Genomic DNA, 13,904 nt, shown 5'->3' with positions numbered 1-13,904 from the left:
ATCATCCGCTCATCTGTTCGCCACAGGGTAGACGCCTTGCGGGCGCCACAGCAGCACCGCGACCATCAGGAAGATGCTCGCGAACTGCGTCGCCGTGGGCAGCAGGAAGCCGACGTAGTTGGTCATCAGGCCGACCAGCAAGGCACCGATCAGCGCGCCGGTGGTCGAGCCCAGGCCGCCGATGATGATGACGATGAAGATCAGCACATTGACCTGCGCGCCCATCTGCGGCACCAGGTTCTGCTGGAACAGGCCCCACATCACGCCACCCAATCCGGCCAGCGCGCTGCCGACCACGAACACGCCGACGAACAGCCGACCGATGCGATAACCGAGCGACTCGACCATCTCGCGGTCCTGCACGCCGGCGCGGATCAGGAGGCCGATCTTGGTGCGGCCCAGTGTCCACGCGAGCAGGCCGAACACCACGATGCCGACGGCCACCGCCAGCAGGCGGTACTTGCTGATCGCCGCATCGCCGACGAACAGCGAACCGCGCAGCGCCTCGGGCAGCGGCAGCGGAATCTGCGCCGGGCCCCAGATCACCTTGATCAGTTCCTCGCCGATGATCATGCCGCCCATGGTGATGAGGATCTGCTTCAGGTGCTGGCCATAGACCGGCCGCACGATGAAGCGCTCGAAGGCGAGGCCGACCGCGCCGGCCGCTGCCATCGCGACCAGCATCGCGGGAAAGACGGCGACCAGGTTGCGCCAGAGTTCGCCCGAGCCCGTCCAGTCGCCCATCGCACCGAGCACGCTGCTGGCGACGAAGGCGCCGAGCGCGATGAAGACGCCGTGGCCGAAATTGAGCACGTCCATCAGCCCGAAGATCAGCGTCAGGCCCGAGGCGATGATGAAGATGATCATGCCCATCGCCAGGCCCGCGACGGTGAGCGTGAGCCAGGTCGATGCGGAGCCGGTGAGCGGCAGCGCGATCAGCGCGATGACCGGCACGAGCAGCAAGGGCTTCCAGTCGAACTCGATCTTCATAACGCCAACCCCAAGAGCGACTGCTGCAGTTGCGCGTCCGCCGAGAACGCCGCCATGCTGCCGCTGTGCACCACGCGCCCGTTGTCCATCACGGCCACCGTGTCGCCCAGGCGCTGGGCGAAGTGGATGTTCTGCTCGACCAGCAGGATGGTGACGCCGCTGCGCTTGAGTTCGCCGAAGGCGTCGATCATGTTGTTGATGATGGCGGGCGCAAGGCCCTTGCTCGGTTCGTCGACGATCAGCAGCTCGCGTGGCTCGACGATCGCGCGCGAGACGGCCAGCATCTGCTTCTGTCCGCCCGAGAGCTTGCCGGCCGGATGGTTCCAGAACTTCTCCACCGCCGGGAAGAGCTTGAAGATCCATGCGAGGCGCGCCTCGTCCAGCTGCTCGGCATGCCTCGCGCCGCGCGCGGCCAGCAGCATGTTCTCCTTGACCGTGAGGTCCGAGAAGATGCCCATGTTCTCCGGCACATAGGCGATGCCGAGCCCGGCGATCTGCGGCGTGTGCAGCGCCGTGATGTCGGTATCCCCGAAACGCACGCGGCCCTGCGATGCAAGCCACAGGCCCATGATGGTCCTGAGCGTGGTGGTCTTGCCCGCGCCGTTGCGGCCCAGCAGCATCGTGAGCTGGCCGCGCGGCACGGCGAGGTCGACGCCATGCAGGATGTGGTACGCCCCGATGTGCGTGTGCACGCCCTCGAGGCTGAGCAGATTCGCACTCATGTGTCTTGCTCCTTCCCCCTCTGGGGGAAGGTTGGGATGGGGGCCGCCTCCTTCGCGACCCCAAGGTAAGCCTCCTGCACGATGGGTGACGCGATCACCTCTGCAGGCTCGCCATCCGCCACCAATTGCCCGTTGTGCAGCACGATGATGCGATCGGCGAGCTCTCGCACCACGTCCATCTTGTGCTCGACCAGCAGGATGGTCTTGCGCTTGTCCTGCTTCAGCTTGCGGATCAGGTCCAGGATCACCGGCGCCTCGGCAGCATTCATGCCGGCGGTCGGTTCGTCGAACATGAAGACCTTGGGCTCGAGCGCCATCAGCAACGCCACTTCCAGCTTGCGCTGGTCGCCGTGCGGCAGGCTTGCGACGACTGCATGCTCCCTGGCCTTGAGGTTGATCTGCGCGAGCAGTTCATCGGCGCGCTCGGTCAGCGCGCGGTGATCGCTCCAGATGCTCCACAGATTGAGCCCGCGCCGGTGCGCGCCCCCGCGCGTGGCCTGCACCGCGAGCCGCACGTTCTCCAGCACCGTGAGGTGCGGAAACAGGTTGGTCAACTGGAACGCCCGCCCGAGCCCGGCCCGCGTGCGCGCCGAGGCCGGCAGGCCCGAGAGCAGTTGGCCGTCGAGCGACACCGTGCCCGCGCTCGCCTTCAACTGACCCGAGATCAGATTGAAGTAGGTGGTCTTGCCCGCGCCGTTCGGCCCGACGATCGCCGTCAGCGTGCCGGGTGCAAAACTGCAACTGACATCGTTGACCGCGATGTGGCCGCCGAAGCGAACGGTGAGTCCGCGCGTCTCCAGCATGCGCCGGCTCAGCGCTTGTTTCGGATGGGGATGTCCATTTCTTCGGGCTTGATCTCGTGCACGAGTTCAGGCACGCCCCACGCGAAGGCCGGGTCCACCTTGATCTTGAAGTGGTACATGCTCTGCATCGCCTGATGGTCTTCCTTGCGGAAGGTCATCTTGCCCTTGGGCGTGTCGAAGCTCATGCCTTCCATGGTCGAGATCAGCTTGTTGGTGCCGGTGTCGCCGCCCGTCTTCTTGAGCGCGGTCACGATCGCCATCGCGGCCGAGAAGCCGCCGGCCGTGAAGAAGTCCGGCGGCGACTTGAATTCCTTGTAGTGCATCGACACCATCGCATCGTTGACCGGGTTCTTCGGAATCCCGAAGTAGTAGTAGGCCGCGCCCTCCATGCCGGGCAGGCTCTTGTAGGCCGCCATCGCCGGCAGGATGTTGCCGCCGGTGGAGATCTCGATGCCGTAGCGCTTGAGGTCGAGGTCCACGATCTTGAACGGGTTGCCCGCGCCGGCCCAGACGATCCAGATGATCTTGCGGCCCGGCTGGTCCTTGAGCTTGTCGATCAGGTGCTGCGCGCCGGCGGTGAAATCGGTGGTGGCCGGCGGCAGGTATTCCTCGTGCACGACCTTGGCCTTCTTGATCGCATCCTTGAAGGCCTTGACGCCGTCGCGGCCGAAGGCGTTGTCCTGCGCCAGCGTCGCGATCGTCACGCCGGGCTTGTCGACCGCCACCGCGTTGGAGATCGCATCCTGCGAGCTGTTGCGGCCGGTTCGGAAGATGTACTTGTTCCACTTGTCGCCGGTGATCGAGTCGGCCACCGCGGGCTCGACCAGCAGGATCTTCTTGTACTCCTCGGCCACCGGCAGCATCGCGAGCGCGACGCCCGAGGCCGTCGGGCCGATCGCGAGCGCGGCCTTGTCGTCGGCATAGGCCGCCGCGAGCAGCGACTTGCCGAGATCGGGCTTGCCCTGGTCGTCCTTCTCGATCACGACCAGCTTGTGGCCGTTGACCATCATGGTGCCGCCGGTCGCGTAGTCGAAGCCCATCATGAGGCCGGTCTGTGTCTGCTTGCCGTAGGCCTCGAGCGGGCCGGTCTTGCTGTAGATGTGGGCGATGCGGATGTCGTTGGACTGGGCCCAGACCGGTGCGGTGAAGGCGGACGCGGCGAGGGTGGCGATCGCTGCAATGGCGACGACGTGGCGACGATGCATTTGTTTTGTCTCCTGAAGATGATGGCTGAATACTGCAAAAGCTGTACCAGCTCGCCCCCAGGCTTCGCGCACTTCGCGTCGCTACGCCAACCCCCTACCGGGGGCAACACCAGCGGGCCGGCCGAGCCGGATCCGCGGTGTTTCACGAATGGCGTTGCTTCGCTTGGCGTGGCTGAGGGGGAGACAGTCAGATTGCCTCATTTTCAGACATCTGCCTGTTGTTCAGTCAGGGTTTTCCAGACGTTCGTAGAGGGTTGCGCGGGAGATGCCGAGCAGGCGCGAGGCAGCGAGCTTGTTGCCGCTGGTGGCGGCCATCGCGGCGGCGATGGCCTTGCGTTCGAGTTCGGCGATCTGCTGTGCGAGGGGGCGCAGCAGCGTGGTCGATGGCTGCGCGGGGTCGGCGGGCGGCGGCTCGGCGGGAGCGATCTTTTCCAGGCCGGCCTCGCGCAGGATGCGCTCGAGCTGCGCCGCGTCGATGCGCTGCGAGTCGCTGCGCATGGTCACCTGCTCCAGCACATTGCGCAGCTCGCGGATGTTGCCGCGCCAGTGCTGCGCGGCGAGCAGCGCCAGCGCATCGGGCGTGAGTTCGGGCGGCGCCTCGCCGCTGCGCAGGGCCATGTCCTCGCCCAGCGCCTCGACCAGCGCCGGGATGTCGGCGCGCCGCTCGCGCAGCGGCGGCACGCGCACCGGCAGCACGTTGAGGCGGTAGTACAGGTCTTCGCGAAAACGCCCTTCGCGCACCAGTGCCGCGAGGTCGCGCGAGGTCGCGGCGATCAGGCGCGCATCGAAGGGCACCAGCTTGTTCGAGCCCAGCGGTTCGATCTCGCCCTCCTGCAGCGCGCGCAGCAGCTTGGCCTGCAGGCCGAGCGGCATGTCGCCAATCTCGTCGAGGAACAGGGTGCCGCCGTCGGCCAGCTTGAACTTGCCTTCGCGCGCCTTGCGATCGGCGCCGGTGAAGGCGCCGGGCGCGACGCCGAAGAATTCGGCTTCGAGCAGCGTGTCCGGCACGGCGGCGATGTTGACGCTGACGAACAGCTTCTTTGCGCGTGCCGAGGCCGCATGGATCGCATGCGCCAGCAGCTCCTTGCCGGTGCCGGTCTCGCCGAGCAGCAGCACCGGGCTGGACGACTGCGCCGCGCGCCGCGCATGGCGCTTGACCTCGACCGCCGCCGGACTGCTGCCGATGAAGCTCGCGAAGGTGTACTTGGAACGCCGCTGCCCGTCGGCCGATTGCTGGTAGAGCGGGTTGTTGCGCTGGCTCGCGAGCTCGCGCCGCGCATCGTCGAGGTCGCGCTGCAGCAGCGCGAACTTGCTGATGAGCGGCTGCAGCGTGGTCTCCGGATGGTCGAACAGCACGATGCCGATGGCACCGATGACCTCGCCCACCGCGCCTTCGCGCTCCTCGCGCAGCGGAATGCGGCTGACGACGAAGGTGCCGGCCTTGTTGGTGAGCAGGTCGATCAGGAAGGCCTCGCCGGTCTCCAGCACGCGGCGCATCTGCGTGTTGGGGATCACGTCCTCCACCAGATGGCCGAGGAACTGGTCGATCGACGAGAAGCCGAGCGCCGGCAGGAACCGGCGGTAGCCTTCGTTGACCCACACGATGCGCCCGCCGCGATCGACCAGGAACATGCCCTGGCTGATGCTGGAAAACAAATGAAACATCGAGCGCGCGGCAAGTGCAAGGATGCCATCGGCGTCGAGAGGCAGTGCGGGTTGAACGGCGGTGGCGGCTGGCATGGCTGGATCGTAGCGCGAGCAAAGCCCGGCGCCGCACTGAGTCGCGACCGGACAATGCGCCGCCCACCTACCCCGGCACGCTCCGGCTTCGCACACCGTGGGCGCCCGTGCAGCGGCAACATGCCTTCTTGTCCACCGACCGGAGCTTGCGCCATGCATCGATTCCGTCTTCAGGCCACGGGCCTCGCCGCTGCACTGCTGATGGCGGCCGCCGCTCATGCCCAGCCGGCACCCGAGCTCGCGCAGGCACAGCAGCGCTACGAGCGCGAGATCGCGGCCTGCAACAACGGCAGCCTGCCCGCGCCCGCACGCGAAGGCTGTATCCGCAATGCGGGCCAGGCGCTGGACCGCGCACGCGGTGGCCCGGCGACGGATGTCGTGGCACCCACACCCGACGGCCGCGCGGTCATCGTCAGCCCGGCAGGCGCGACGCCGCCATCGAGCGGCTCCGATGCCACGACCTCGCGCGACGGGCGCGCGACCATCGTGCTGCCGGCGGACGCTCCGCCAGCGAAATAAGTCACGGCGGCCGGTCGGGATTGGCCCGTCGCGACCGGGCCATTGGCTCCTGCGAGCGATGCGAAAAACGGTGGCGCGCACGACACTGCCTCTGCTTGCTGTCACGCATCCCTTAGCCACTCGGAACGCCATCATGGACACACTGCTGCTGATCGCCTTCAACCTCGTCTTCGTTCCTTTCCTTCAGGAAGCGGAAGCACTGGGTCGGGAACAACGGCAAGTCCCTGGCGTTCCGAGTGTGCTCAGGCTTGCACGCACGCGCCGGGCGCGCTGGTTCAAACCCTTCTGCGTGCTGGCGCTTCTCTTCTACGGCGCCCTCATCACTGTGCCGGCAAGACACCACTACCAGGGCATGATCCTGGCGTTGGATCTGCTGCTGATGCAGGTCTTCCTCTGGACGGTCGTTATCCGAAAGATCCTCCAGACGGCGCGCAAGCAAGCCGGCAAGGCGGAGCGCTTTCCCTACGGCCCGCGCCCGCTCTCCTCGCTCACGGTCTATTGATGCGTCGGGCGCTCAGCCCGCGTTCACCGCCCGCAGCTTGCGCTCGCCCATCCGCCGGGCCACGCGCGGCAGGATCATGACGGCCAGCACGATGACGATCAGCACGATCGACATCGGCCGCTGGAAGAAGACCACCGCGCTGCCCTCGCCGATCGACATCGCGTTGCGCAGCTGGGCCTCGGCCAGCGGCCCGAGGATCATGCCCACCACCACCGGCGCGGTCGGAAAGTCGAAGCGCCGCATCAGCACGCCGAGCACGCCGATCACATAGAGCAGGAACAGGTCGAACGCACTCTGGCGCATGCCGTAGGCGCCCACCGTCGCGAAGATCAGGATGCCCGCATAGAGCTGCGGCTTCGGAATCTTCAGCAGCTTGACCCAGAGCCCGACCATCGGCAGGTTGAGCACCAGCAGCATCACGTTGCCGATGTAGAGCGAGGCGATCAGCGCCCACACCAGCGCGGCCGAGGTGGTGAAGAGCTGCGGCCCGGGCTGGATGCCGTAATTCTGGAAGGCACCGAGCAGGATGGCGGTGGTGTTCGAGGTCGGGATGCCGAGCGTGAGCAGCGGAATCAGCGCCGCCGTCACCGTCGCGTTGTTGGCGGCTTCGGGACCGGCCACGCCTTCGATCGCGCCCGCCGTGCCGAACTCGGACCGGGCCTCGCCCTTGGCCAGCTTCTTCTCGGTCGCATAGCTCAGGAAGGTCGGGATCTCGGTGCCGCCGGCCGGAATGCAGCCGAAGGGCGTGCCGATGGCCGTGCCGCGCAGCCAGGCCGGCACCGAGCGCTTCCAGTCGCGCGCGCTCATGTGCACGCGGCTCAGCCTGTTCTGTGCCTCCACGACCTTGCCTTCGTAGAGCACCGCATACAGCACCTCGGCCACCGCGAACAGGCCGACCGCGACCAGCACGATCTCTATGCCGTCGAGCAGTTCGGGAACGCCGCCGGTGTAGCGGCCCTGGCCCGAGATCTGGTCGAGCCCGACACAGCCCGCGGCCAGGCCAACGAACAGCGCCGTCATGCCACGCAACGTGCTCTTGCCGAGCACCGCGCTCACGGTCGTGAAGGCCAGCAGCATCAAGAGGAAATACTCGGGCGGCCCGAGCTTGACCGCGAAGTCGGCCACGAAGGGCGCGAACAGCGTGACGATCACGGTCGCGATCGTGCCGGCGACGAAGGAGCCGATGGCCGCGGTCGCGAGCGCCGCGCCCGCGCGGCCGCTCTTGGCCATCTTGTTGCCCTCCATCGCCGTCACCATGCTGGCCGTTTCGCCCGGCGTGTTCAGCAGGATGGACGTGGTCGAGCCGCCATACATGGCGCCGTAATAGATGCCCGAGAAGAAGATCATCGAGGCCGTGACGTCGACCTTGCCGGTGATCGGCAGCAGCATCGCCACTGCCACCGCCGGCCCGATGCCGGGCAGCACGCCGACCGCCGTGCCGAGCGCGCAGCCGACCAGGCACCACAGCAGGTTCGCCGGCGTGATCGCCAGCGCGAAGCCATGCATCAATGCATTGAAGATATCCATTCAGATCCACCCCGTGGCGCTCAGGCCTGGCAGGTTGATGGCGAGGAATTTCGTGAAAGTCCAGAACACCGGCGCCGAGATCAGGAGGCCTGTCACGCAGTCGACAAGCCAGGTGCGCGGCGCATTCACGCCGCCCTGCCCGCTGGCCCGGCGCAGGCCCTGCACCGCGAGCAGGTAGCACAGCGTGCAGCTGAGGACGAAGCCGAGCGTCGTGATCAGCGCCGCATTGAGCAGCAGCCCCGCCGACACCCAGACGAAGCCGGCCCAGTCACTGTGCGTCGCGCCCGAAGGCGCATCCATCTCGCGAAAGCCGCCGGTGCGGGCCTCCCAGACGATCCACGCACCGCACACGGTGAGCGCGACCGCCACCAGCCACGGCAGGAAATTGGGCCCGACGCCGCCGTAGCCGGCCTCGGACGAAATGCCGATCGCGCCGAACGCGAGCGCCAGGCCCACGACCAGAACGCCGACCCCGACCAGGGTTTGCGGCCAGAGCGCTGCTGGCGTGTCAGCGGACGCCCCGACCGGAGGGTTCGAGCTTGTTGTCATTTGTTCTGTGCTCCAAAAAGCAATCGAGGTGCCGCCTGTCCCTTCCAGAAACACCGCGGATCCGGCTCTGCCGGGCCGCAGGTGTTGCCCCCTGCAAGGGGGTTGGCGAAGCGACACGAAGTGCGCGAAGACTGGGGGTGGGCTTAGACCATTCCCGATTTGGCCATCGTCGCGCGCAGGCTCGCGAACTCGTCATCGACGAACTTGGCGAAGGCGTCGCCCGACATGACGGCCGGCGTCCAGTCGTTCTTCTTCAGCGCCTCGTTCCACGCCGGGGTCTTGAGCGCAGCCAGCACCATGTCGGTCAATGCCTTGCGCTGCTCGGCCGTGATGCCCGGCGCGCCATAGACGCCGCGCCAGTTGCCGATCTCGACGTCGATGCCCTGCTCCTTGAGCGTCGGCACGTCGATGCCGGGCAGCCGCGTGCCGGAGGTGACCGCGATGGCCCTCATCTTGCCGGCATGGATGTACTCCGCGAATTCGCTGTAGCCGCTGCCGCCGACGGTGACGTTGCCGCCCAGGATGGCCGCCGTCGCCTCGCCGCCGCCGCGGAAGGCGACGTAGTTGATCTTGGACGGGTCGACGCCGACCTTCTGCGCGATCATCGCCGCCGCGATGTGCTCGGTGGAGCCGCGCGAACCGCCGCCCCATTTCACGCTGCCCGGATCCTTCTTGAGCTGCTCGACCACGTCCTTCATGGTCTTCAGCGGCGAGGCGGCCGGCAGCACGAACACGTTGTATTCGCTGGTGATGCGCGCGATCGGCGTGGCCTGCGACAGGTTCACCGGCGGCTTGCCGGTGATGATGCCGCCGAGCATCACGGCGCCCATCACCATCAGCGCATTCGAGTCGCCCTTGGAACCGTTCACGAACTGCGCCAGCCCCAGCGCTCCGGCGGCGCCGCCCTTGTTGTCGTAGGTGACGGTATCGGCCAGCTTGCCGTCGGTCAGGGCCTTGCCCAGCGCGCGGCCGGTGGTGTCCCAACCGCCGCCCGGGTTGGCCGGGATCATCATCTTGACGTTGGCCGCGGCCCAGGCCGAGAGTGGCAACGAACCGGTGGCCGCGAGCGCGGCCAGCGATTTAAGGAAAGTGTCTCTGCGCATCCGTGTCTCCTTCGAAAAATCAAACCTGACCAGAACCTGATCGCCGCTATGATGCGCCGCCGCCCTGTCAGTTGGCTGTCGCGCGCATTGGGGTAAACACTGAAATTCAGGGCATGAAGCTGCTGCTAATCGAAGACGATCCGTCGATGCAAACCACGCTGCAGCGCACCCTGGGCCGCCGCCGGATCGACGTGCGCATCTGCGGCGACGGCGCCCTGGCGCTGGCCCAGTGGCGCGCGCTCGAGCCCGACGTGGTGGCGCTCGACCTCAACCTGCCCCATGTCGACGGCCTGCAGGTGCTGGCCCAGGCGCGCGCGGCCGGGTTGCGGACGCCGGTGCTGCTCCTGACTGCGCGCGGCACGGTGGGCGACCGGGTCATGGGCCTCAACGCCGGCGCCGACGACTACCTGCCCAAGCCCTTCGACCTCGACGAACTCGAAGCCCGGCTCCGGGCGCTGAACCGCCGCCACGGCAACGCCGGGCCGGAGCCTTCCGGCAGCCCTCGCGAGGTCGGCGGCCTGCGCTACGAGATCGACAGCGGCGCGATCTACCACCGCGCCGAGGTGCTCGAACTCACGCCGCGCGAACTCGCGCTGCTCAAGGCCCTGATGGTCAAGCCCGGCCATGCGATCGCCAAGGAACGCCTGTTCGAACTCGTCTTTCCCGGCGAGGCGGAGGTGCAGTACGAGGCGGTCGAGGTCGTGGTCTACCGGCTGCGCAAGAAGCTGGCCGGCACCGGCGCCGCGCTGATGACGCTGCGCGGCCTGGGCTACCTGCTGCGCGAAGAAGAAGAAAAAAAGGCATGAGCCGCGCCTCGTCGCTGCGTGCCCGGCTGCTGCTCGGCATCCTGGTGCCGATCGCGCTGTTCATCGTGATCAACAGCGTGAGCCTGTACCGCCAGAGCCTCGCGGCTGCGACCACGGCGTACGACCGCACGCTGCTCGCCTCGGCCAAGACCATCGGCGAGCAGTTGGACGTCGAAGGCTATGACGAGGCCGCATCGCTGCGCGCGATCGTTCCCTACTCGGCCCTCGAAGCCTTCGAGGCCGACAACCAGAGCCGCATGTACTACCGCGTGTCGGCGCAGGACGGCGAGATGATCTCGGGCTTTGCCGAGCTGCCTTTCTGGCGCGGCAAGCTGCCCGACCGTCCGCCCTATGCGGCGCTGGTCGATTTCTACGACGACCGGTTTCGCGACCGGCCAGTGCGCGTGGCGGTGCTGCTGCAGCCGGTCGCGAGCGCGCGGGGCCGCGGCATGGCCGTGGTGCAGGTGGCGGAAACGCTGGAACTGCGCGAGACGCTGGCGCGCCGGCTGCTCGTCGCCACGCTCTGGCGCCAGCTGGCGCTGCTCGGCGTGATCGCAGGCGTCACCGTGGGGGTGGTGCAGCGCGCGACGCGGCCGGTGCGCGAGCTGGGCCGCGCGATCGAGGCGCGCGCGGCCGACGACCTGTCGCCGATCGACGCACCAGACGCGCCGCGCGAACTGCGGCCGCTGATCGACGCCACCACCCAGGCCATGGGCCGCCTGCAGCGGCTGCTCGACCACCAGAAGCGCTTCGTGCGCGACAGCGCGCACCAGCTGCGCACGCCGCTGGCCGTGCTCAAGGCGCAGGTGCAGTCGGCGCAGCGCGGCGACGTGCCGGCCGCGCAGGCGCTGGGCGAGATCGCGCACACGGTGGAGCGCGCGACCACGCTGGCCAACCAGATGCTGTCGCTCGCCAAGGTCGAGCAGTTGCGCCAGCAGCCCGAGTCGATGGTGCTGGACCTCGGCGAGATGGTGCGTCAGGTCGCGCTCGACCTCTCGCCGCTGATCGCCGACAAGGCGCTCGACTTCGAGCTCTCAGCCGCGCCGACGCTGGTGCGCGCGCACCGCTGGATGCTGCAGGAACTCGCGCGCAATCTGCTGCACAACGCCATCCGGCACAGCCCACAGGGCGGCGCGCTCGCCGTGCGCGTGCAGGCCGAGGGCGACGATGCCGTGCTGGCGGTGCAGGACGAAGGCCCCGGCATTTCCGCCGAGCTGCGGCAGCGCCTCTTTGCCCCCTTCGCTGCCGGCGACATCGCCAGCGGCTCCGGGCTGGGCCTGGCCATCTGCCGCGAGATCGTGCTGGCGCTGGGCGGCCGCATCGCATTGGACAACAGGGAATCCGGCGCACGCAGGGTCGGGCTGGACGCTGTCGCGCGGCTGCCGCGCGTCCGCGACAATTCCTGAACCATGGACCGTCTACGCATCGACAAATGGCTCTGGGCCGCGCGCTTCTTCAAGACCCGCTCGCTCGCGGCCGACGAGATCGGCAAGAACCGCATCCAGGTCAATGGCGACATCGCCAAGGCCTCGCGCGAGGTCAAGGCGGGTGACACCGTGTCGATCCGGCTCGGCAGCCTGACCCGCGTGGTACAGGTGCGCGGCCTCAGCGGCCAGCGCGGGCCGGCGCCGGTCGCGCAACAGCTCTACGAGGAAACGCCTGAAAGCCTCGCGGCGCAGGCGGTGGCGCGCGAGCAGCGGCGCATGGGCACCGAGCCGGCGCTCAGCATCGAGCAGGGACGGCCCACCAAGCGCGATCGGCGCAGCCTCGAGGGCGTGGCGCGGCACCCCGAGTGGGACAACCGCTGGAGCGCTTCGCTGGACGCCGAGGACGAATAGGTACGTCCAAAAAAAACGGCTCGCATGAAGCGAGCCGAATGATTGCGCTTTGAGCAATCCCCTAAGAGAAACCGAGACTGCAGTTTGAACCCTATTGCGCTGGAATGCACGTGAACTAATTGGCATGAACGCGCTTCAATCAAAGGCCCTCGCCTGTTCGGGGGACCTCATTGGTACACATCCCGGGGCACCGCACGCCGGCGCCCTTCCAGCCCTGTGCAAGGAGACCTCCCGTCATGGCCAGTTTCAAGAAATACCGCGTCGGCCGCAAGTTCAAGCTCGCAGACGTCGACCCGGGCGACACGCCCTTCCTCGGCGGCTCCGAGTCGGCGCAGCGCGAGCAGCTCGACACGCTGGCCGTCGAGCTCGACGACCTGCAGAACGTGCTGCATGCCGAAGGCCGGCGCAAGCTGCTGCTGGTGCTGCAGGGCATGGACACGAGCGGCAAGGACGGCACCATCCGCTGGGTGTTCTCGCGCACCTCGCCGCTGGGCGTACGGGTGGCCGCGTTCAAGGCGCCGAACGACGAGGAACGCGCGCACGACTACCTGTGGCGCTGCCATGCGGTGGTGCCGCGCACGGGCGAGATCACGGTCTGGAACCGAAGCCACTACGAAGACGTGCTGGTGCCCGTGGTCGAAGGCTGGATCGACAAGGCAGAGACCGCGCGCCGCTATGCGCAGATCAACGACTTCGAACGGCTGCTTGCCGAGACCGGCACGGTCGTCATCAAGTGCATGCTGCACATCGGCAAGGACACCCAGCGCGAGCGGCTGCAGGCGCGCGTCGACGAGGTCGGCAAGCGCTGGAAGTTCAGCATGGGCGACCTGGCCGTGCGCACGAAATGGGATGCCTACCAGCGCGCCTACGAGAAGGCGCTGGCCGCCACCTCGAGCGCGTGGGCACCCTGGCACGTGATACCGGCCAACAGCAAGCGCCATCGCAACCTGATGATCGCCCGCCTCCTGGTCAAGACGCTGCGCGAGATGAAACTCACGCTGCCGCCGTCCGATCCGGCGCTCGACGGGCTGGTCGTCAAATAAGGAGCGCCCGGCACGGCGCTGTCTCTCCCCCAAATGGTGTATTGAAATGTAACGGCGCTGCTGCCAGACTACGCGCCTTCCCCATTTCGAACCACCGATGGCAGGACTTCGATGAACGCATTCACATACATGGACTTGCTCGTGGCGCTCTTTTCGGTGGTGGGCGCCGGCGTCCTGATCATGGTCGCGGTCAGCCGATCGCCGAAGATCCTGCACGACGAGATCACGCAGCGCATCGAGCAATCGATCACCGTGATCGACGAACTCAGGCACGACCGCCACGGGTCGTGAGTACCGCCGCGGCCCGCTCAGCGCGGGTCGGGCTGGCTCTCGTACTTGTTGCGATAGTCGAATTCGAGCTTGGCGCAGAAGCGCCGCTTCGCGTCCTGCTGCGTTGGATCCGGAAAGTCCTTGACCTGGGCCCGGCAGCGATCGATCTCTTTCGCCTGGGCCTCCTTGTCGCGGGCGCTGCAGGCCGCCAGCGCCAGGATCGGCAGCAGCGACACGATCAGCAGGCGTCGGGGAAGCGTTGGGCTCATCTCGGCATCCTCTTCAAA

At 67.5% G+C, this 13,904-nt stretch carries 16 protein-coding genes; 7 read left to right on the top strand and 9 right to left on the bottom strand.

Annotation, left to right across the window (positions count from 1 at the left end):
• Positions 1-9 precede the first annotated feature (9 nt).
• The 5 genes from WDLP6_RS11670 to WDLP6_RS11650 form a co-directional block, all read right to left on the bottom strand.
• Positions 10-990 (bottom strand): branched-chain amino acid ABC transporter permease, encoded by a 981-nt coding sequence (locus WDLP6_RS11670; protein ID WP_162592470.1) that lies wholly within the window; start codon positions 988-990, stop codon positions 10-12.
• The gene (locus tag WDLP6_RS11665; RefSeq protein WP_162592469.1) at positions 987-1,712 is read right to left on the bottom strand and encodes an ABC transporter ATP-binding protein; all 726 of its coding nucleotides are present in this window, start codon (positions 1,710-1,712) and stop codon (positions 987-989) included. Before WDLP6_RS11665 ends, WDLP6_RS11670 begins: the two co-directional genes overlap by 4 nt.
• Entirely contained in the window at positions 1,709-2,515 is an 807-nt protein-coding gene (locus WDLP6_RS11660) for an ABC transporter ATP-binding protein (RefSeq protein ID WP_162592468.1), read from the bottom strand. Before WDLP6_RS11660 ends, WDLP6_RS11665 begins: the two co-directional genes overlap by 4 nt.
• Before the next feature lie 8 nt (positions 2,516-2,523).
• The gene (locus WDLP6_RS11655) at positions 2,524-3,720 is read right to left on the bottom strand and encodes a substrate-binding domain-containing protein (protein ID WP_162592467.1); all 1,197 of its coding nucleotides are present in this window, start codon (positions 3,718-3,720) and stop codon (positions 2,524-2,526) included.
• A gap of 222 nt (positions 3,721-3,942) precedes the next feature.
• A complete protein-coding gene (locus WDLP6_RS11650) occupies positions 3,943-5,460 on the bottom strand; it encodes a sigma-54 interaction domain-containing protein (RefSeq protein WP_162592466.1) in 1,518 nt (505 codons plus the stop codon).
• A 153-nt stretch (positions 5,461-5,613) separates the two neighbouring features.
• On the opposite strand from WDLP6_RS11650, the gene WDLP6_RS11645 reads away from it, so the two are divergent.
• Both WDLP6_RS11645 and WDLP6_RS11640 read left to right on the top strand, forming a co-directional pair.
• Positions 5,614-5,979 carry a hypothetical protein gene (locus WDLP6_RS11645; protein ID WP_162592465.1) on the top strand — a complete coding sequence of 122 codons (366 nt, stop codon included), beginning with the start codon at positions 5,614-5,616 and terminating at the stop codon, positions 5,977-5,979.
• Positions 5,980-6,112: 133 nt separating this feature from the next.
• Entirely contained in the window at positions 6,113-6,481 is a 369-nt protein-coding gene (locus WDLP6_RS11640) for a hypothetical protein (protein WP_162592464.1), read from the top strand.
• Between the two features lie 12 nt (positions 6,482-6,493).
• On the opposite strand, the gene WDLP6_RS11635 is transcribed toward WDLP6_RS11640, so the two are convergent.
• The 3 genes from WDLP6_RS11635 to WDLP6_RS11625 all read right to left on the bottom strand — a co-directional run bounded on the left by WDLP6_RS11635 (position 6,494) and on the right by WDLP6_RS11625 (position 9,660).
• Positions 6,494-8,008 carry a tripartite tricarboxylate transporter permease gene (locus WDLP6_RS11635; RefSeq protein ID WP_162592463.1) on the bottom strand — a complete coding sequence of 505 codons (1,515 nt, stop codon included), beginning with the start codon at positions 8,006-8,008 and terminating at the stop codon, positions 6,494-6,496.
• On the bottom strand, positions 8,009-8,557 hold the full coding sequence (locus WDLP6_RS11630; RefSeq protein WP_162592462.1) for a tripartite tricarboxylate transporter TctB family protein: 549 nt from the start codon (positions 8,555-8,557) through the stop codon (positions 8,009-8,011).
• 143 nt (positions 8,558-8,700) lie between these two features.
• Complete coding sequence (locus WDLP6_RS11625) at positions 8,701-9,660, bottom strand: Bug family tripartite tricarboxylate transporter substrate binding protein (protein ID WP_162592461.1); 960 nt, start codon at positions 9,658-9,660, stop codon at positions 8,701-8,703.
• Between the two features lie 113 nt (positions 9,661-9,773).
• Here WDLP6_RS11625 and WDLP6_RS11620 point away from each other — a divergent pair, with 113 nt between their 5' ends.
• From WDLP6_RS11620 to WDLP6_RS11600, 5 genes are all read left to right on the top strand, one after another.
• On the top strand, positions 9,774-10,466 hold the full coding sequence (locus WDLP6_RS11620) for a response regulator transcription factor (protein WP_162592460.1): 693 nt from the start codon (positions 9,774-9,776) through the stop codon (positions 10,464-10,466).
• On the top strand, positions 10,463-11,872 hold the full coding sequence (locus WDLP6_RS11615) for a sensor histidine kinase (RefSeq protein WP_162592459.1): 1,410 nt from the start codon (positions 10,463-10,465) through the stop codon (positions 11,870-11,872). The genes WDLP6_RS11620 and WDLP6_RS11615 overlap by 4 nt, the downstream gene beginning before the upstream one ends.
• A gap of 3 nt (positions 11,873-11,875) precedes the next feature.
• Positions 11,876-12,304: an RNA-binding S4 domain-containing protein gene (locus WDLP6_RS11610; protein WP_162592458.1), complete on the top strand. Its 429-nt coding sequence runs from the start codon at positions 11,876-11,878 to the stop codon at positions 12,302-12,304.
• Positions 12,305-12,540: 236 nt separating this feature from the next.
• On the top strand, positions 12,541-13,347 hold the full coding sequence (locus WDLP6_RS11605) for a PPK2 family polyphosphate kinase (protein WP_162592457.1): 807 nt from the start codon (positions 12,541-12,543) through the stop codon (positions 13,345-13,347).
• A 111-nt stretch (positions 13,348-13,458) separates the two neighbouring features.
• Complete coding sequence (locus WDLP6_RS11600; RefSeq protein WP_162567214.1) at positions 13,459-13,638, top strand: hypothetical protein; 180 nt, start codon at positions 13,459-13,461, stop codon at positions 13,636-13,638.
• A 17-nt stretch (positions 13,639-13,655) separates the two neighbouring features.
• Here WDLP6_RS11600 and WDLP6_RS11595 read toward each other — a convergent pair whose 3' ends face one another.
• The gene (locus tag WDLP6_RS11595; RefSeq protein WP_162567213.1) at positions 13,656-13,886 is read right to left on the bottom strand and encodes a hypothetical protein; all 231 of its coding nucleotides are present in this window, start codon (positions 13,884-13,886) and stop codon (positions 13,656-13,658) included.
• Positions 13,887-13,904: the final 18 nt, after the last annotated feature.

Origin of the sequence: Variovorax sp. PBL-E5 (assembly GCF_901827185.1) — a bacterium.
Taxonomy (GTDB): Bacteria; Pseudomonadota; Gammaproteobacteria; order Burkholderiales; family Burkholderiaceae_C; genus Variovorax.
The sequence above is the reverse complement of the archived record's forward strand: the minus strand, read 5'-3'. Positions and strand labels throughout refer to the sequence as shown.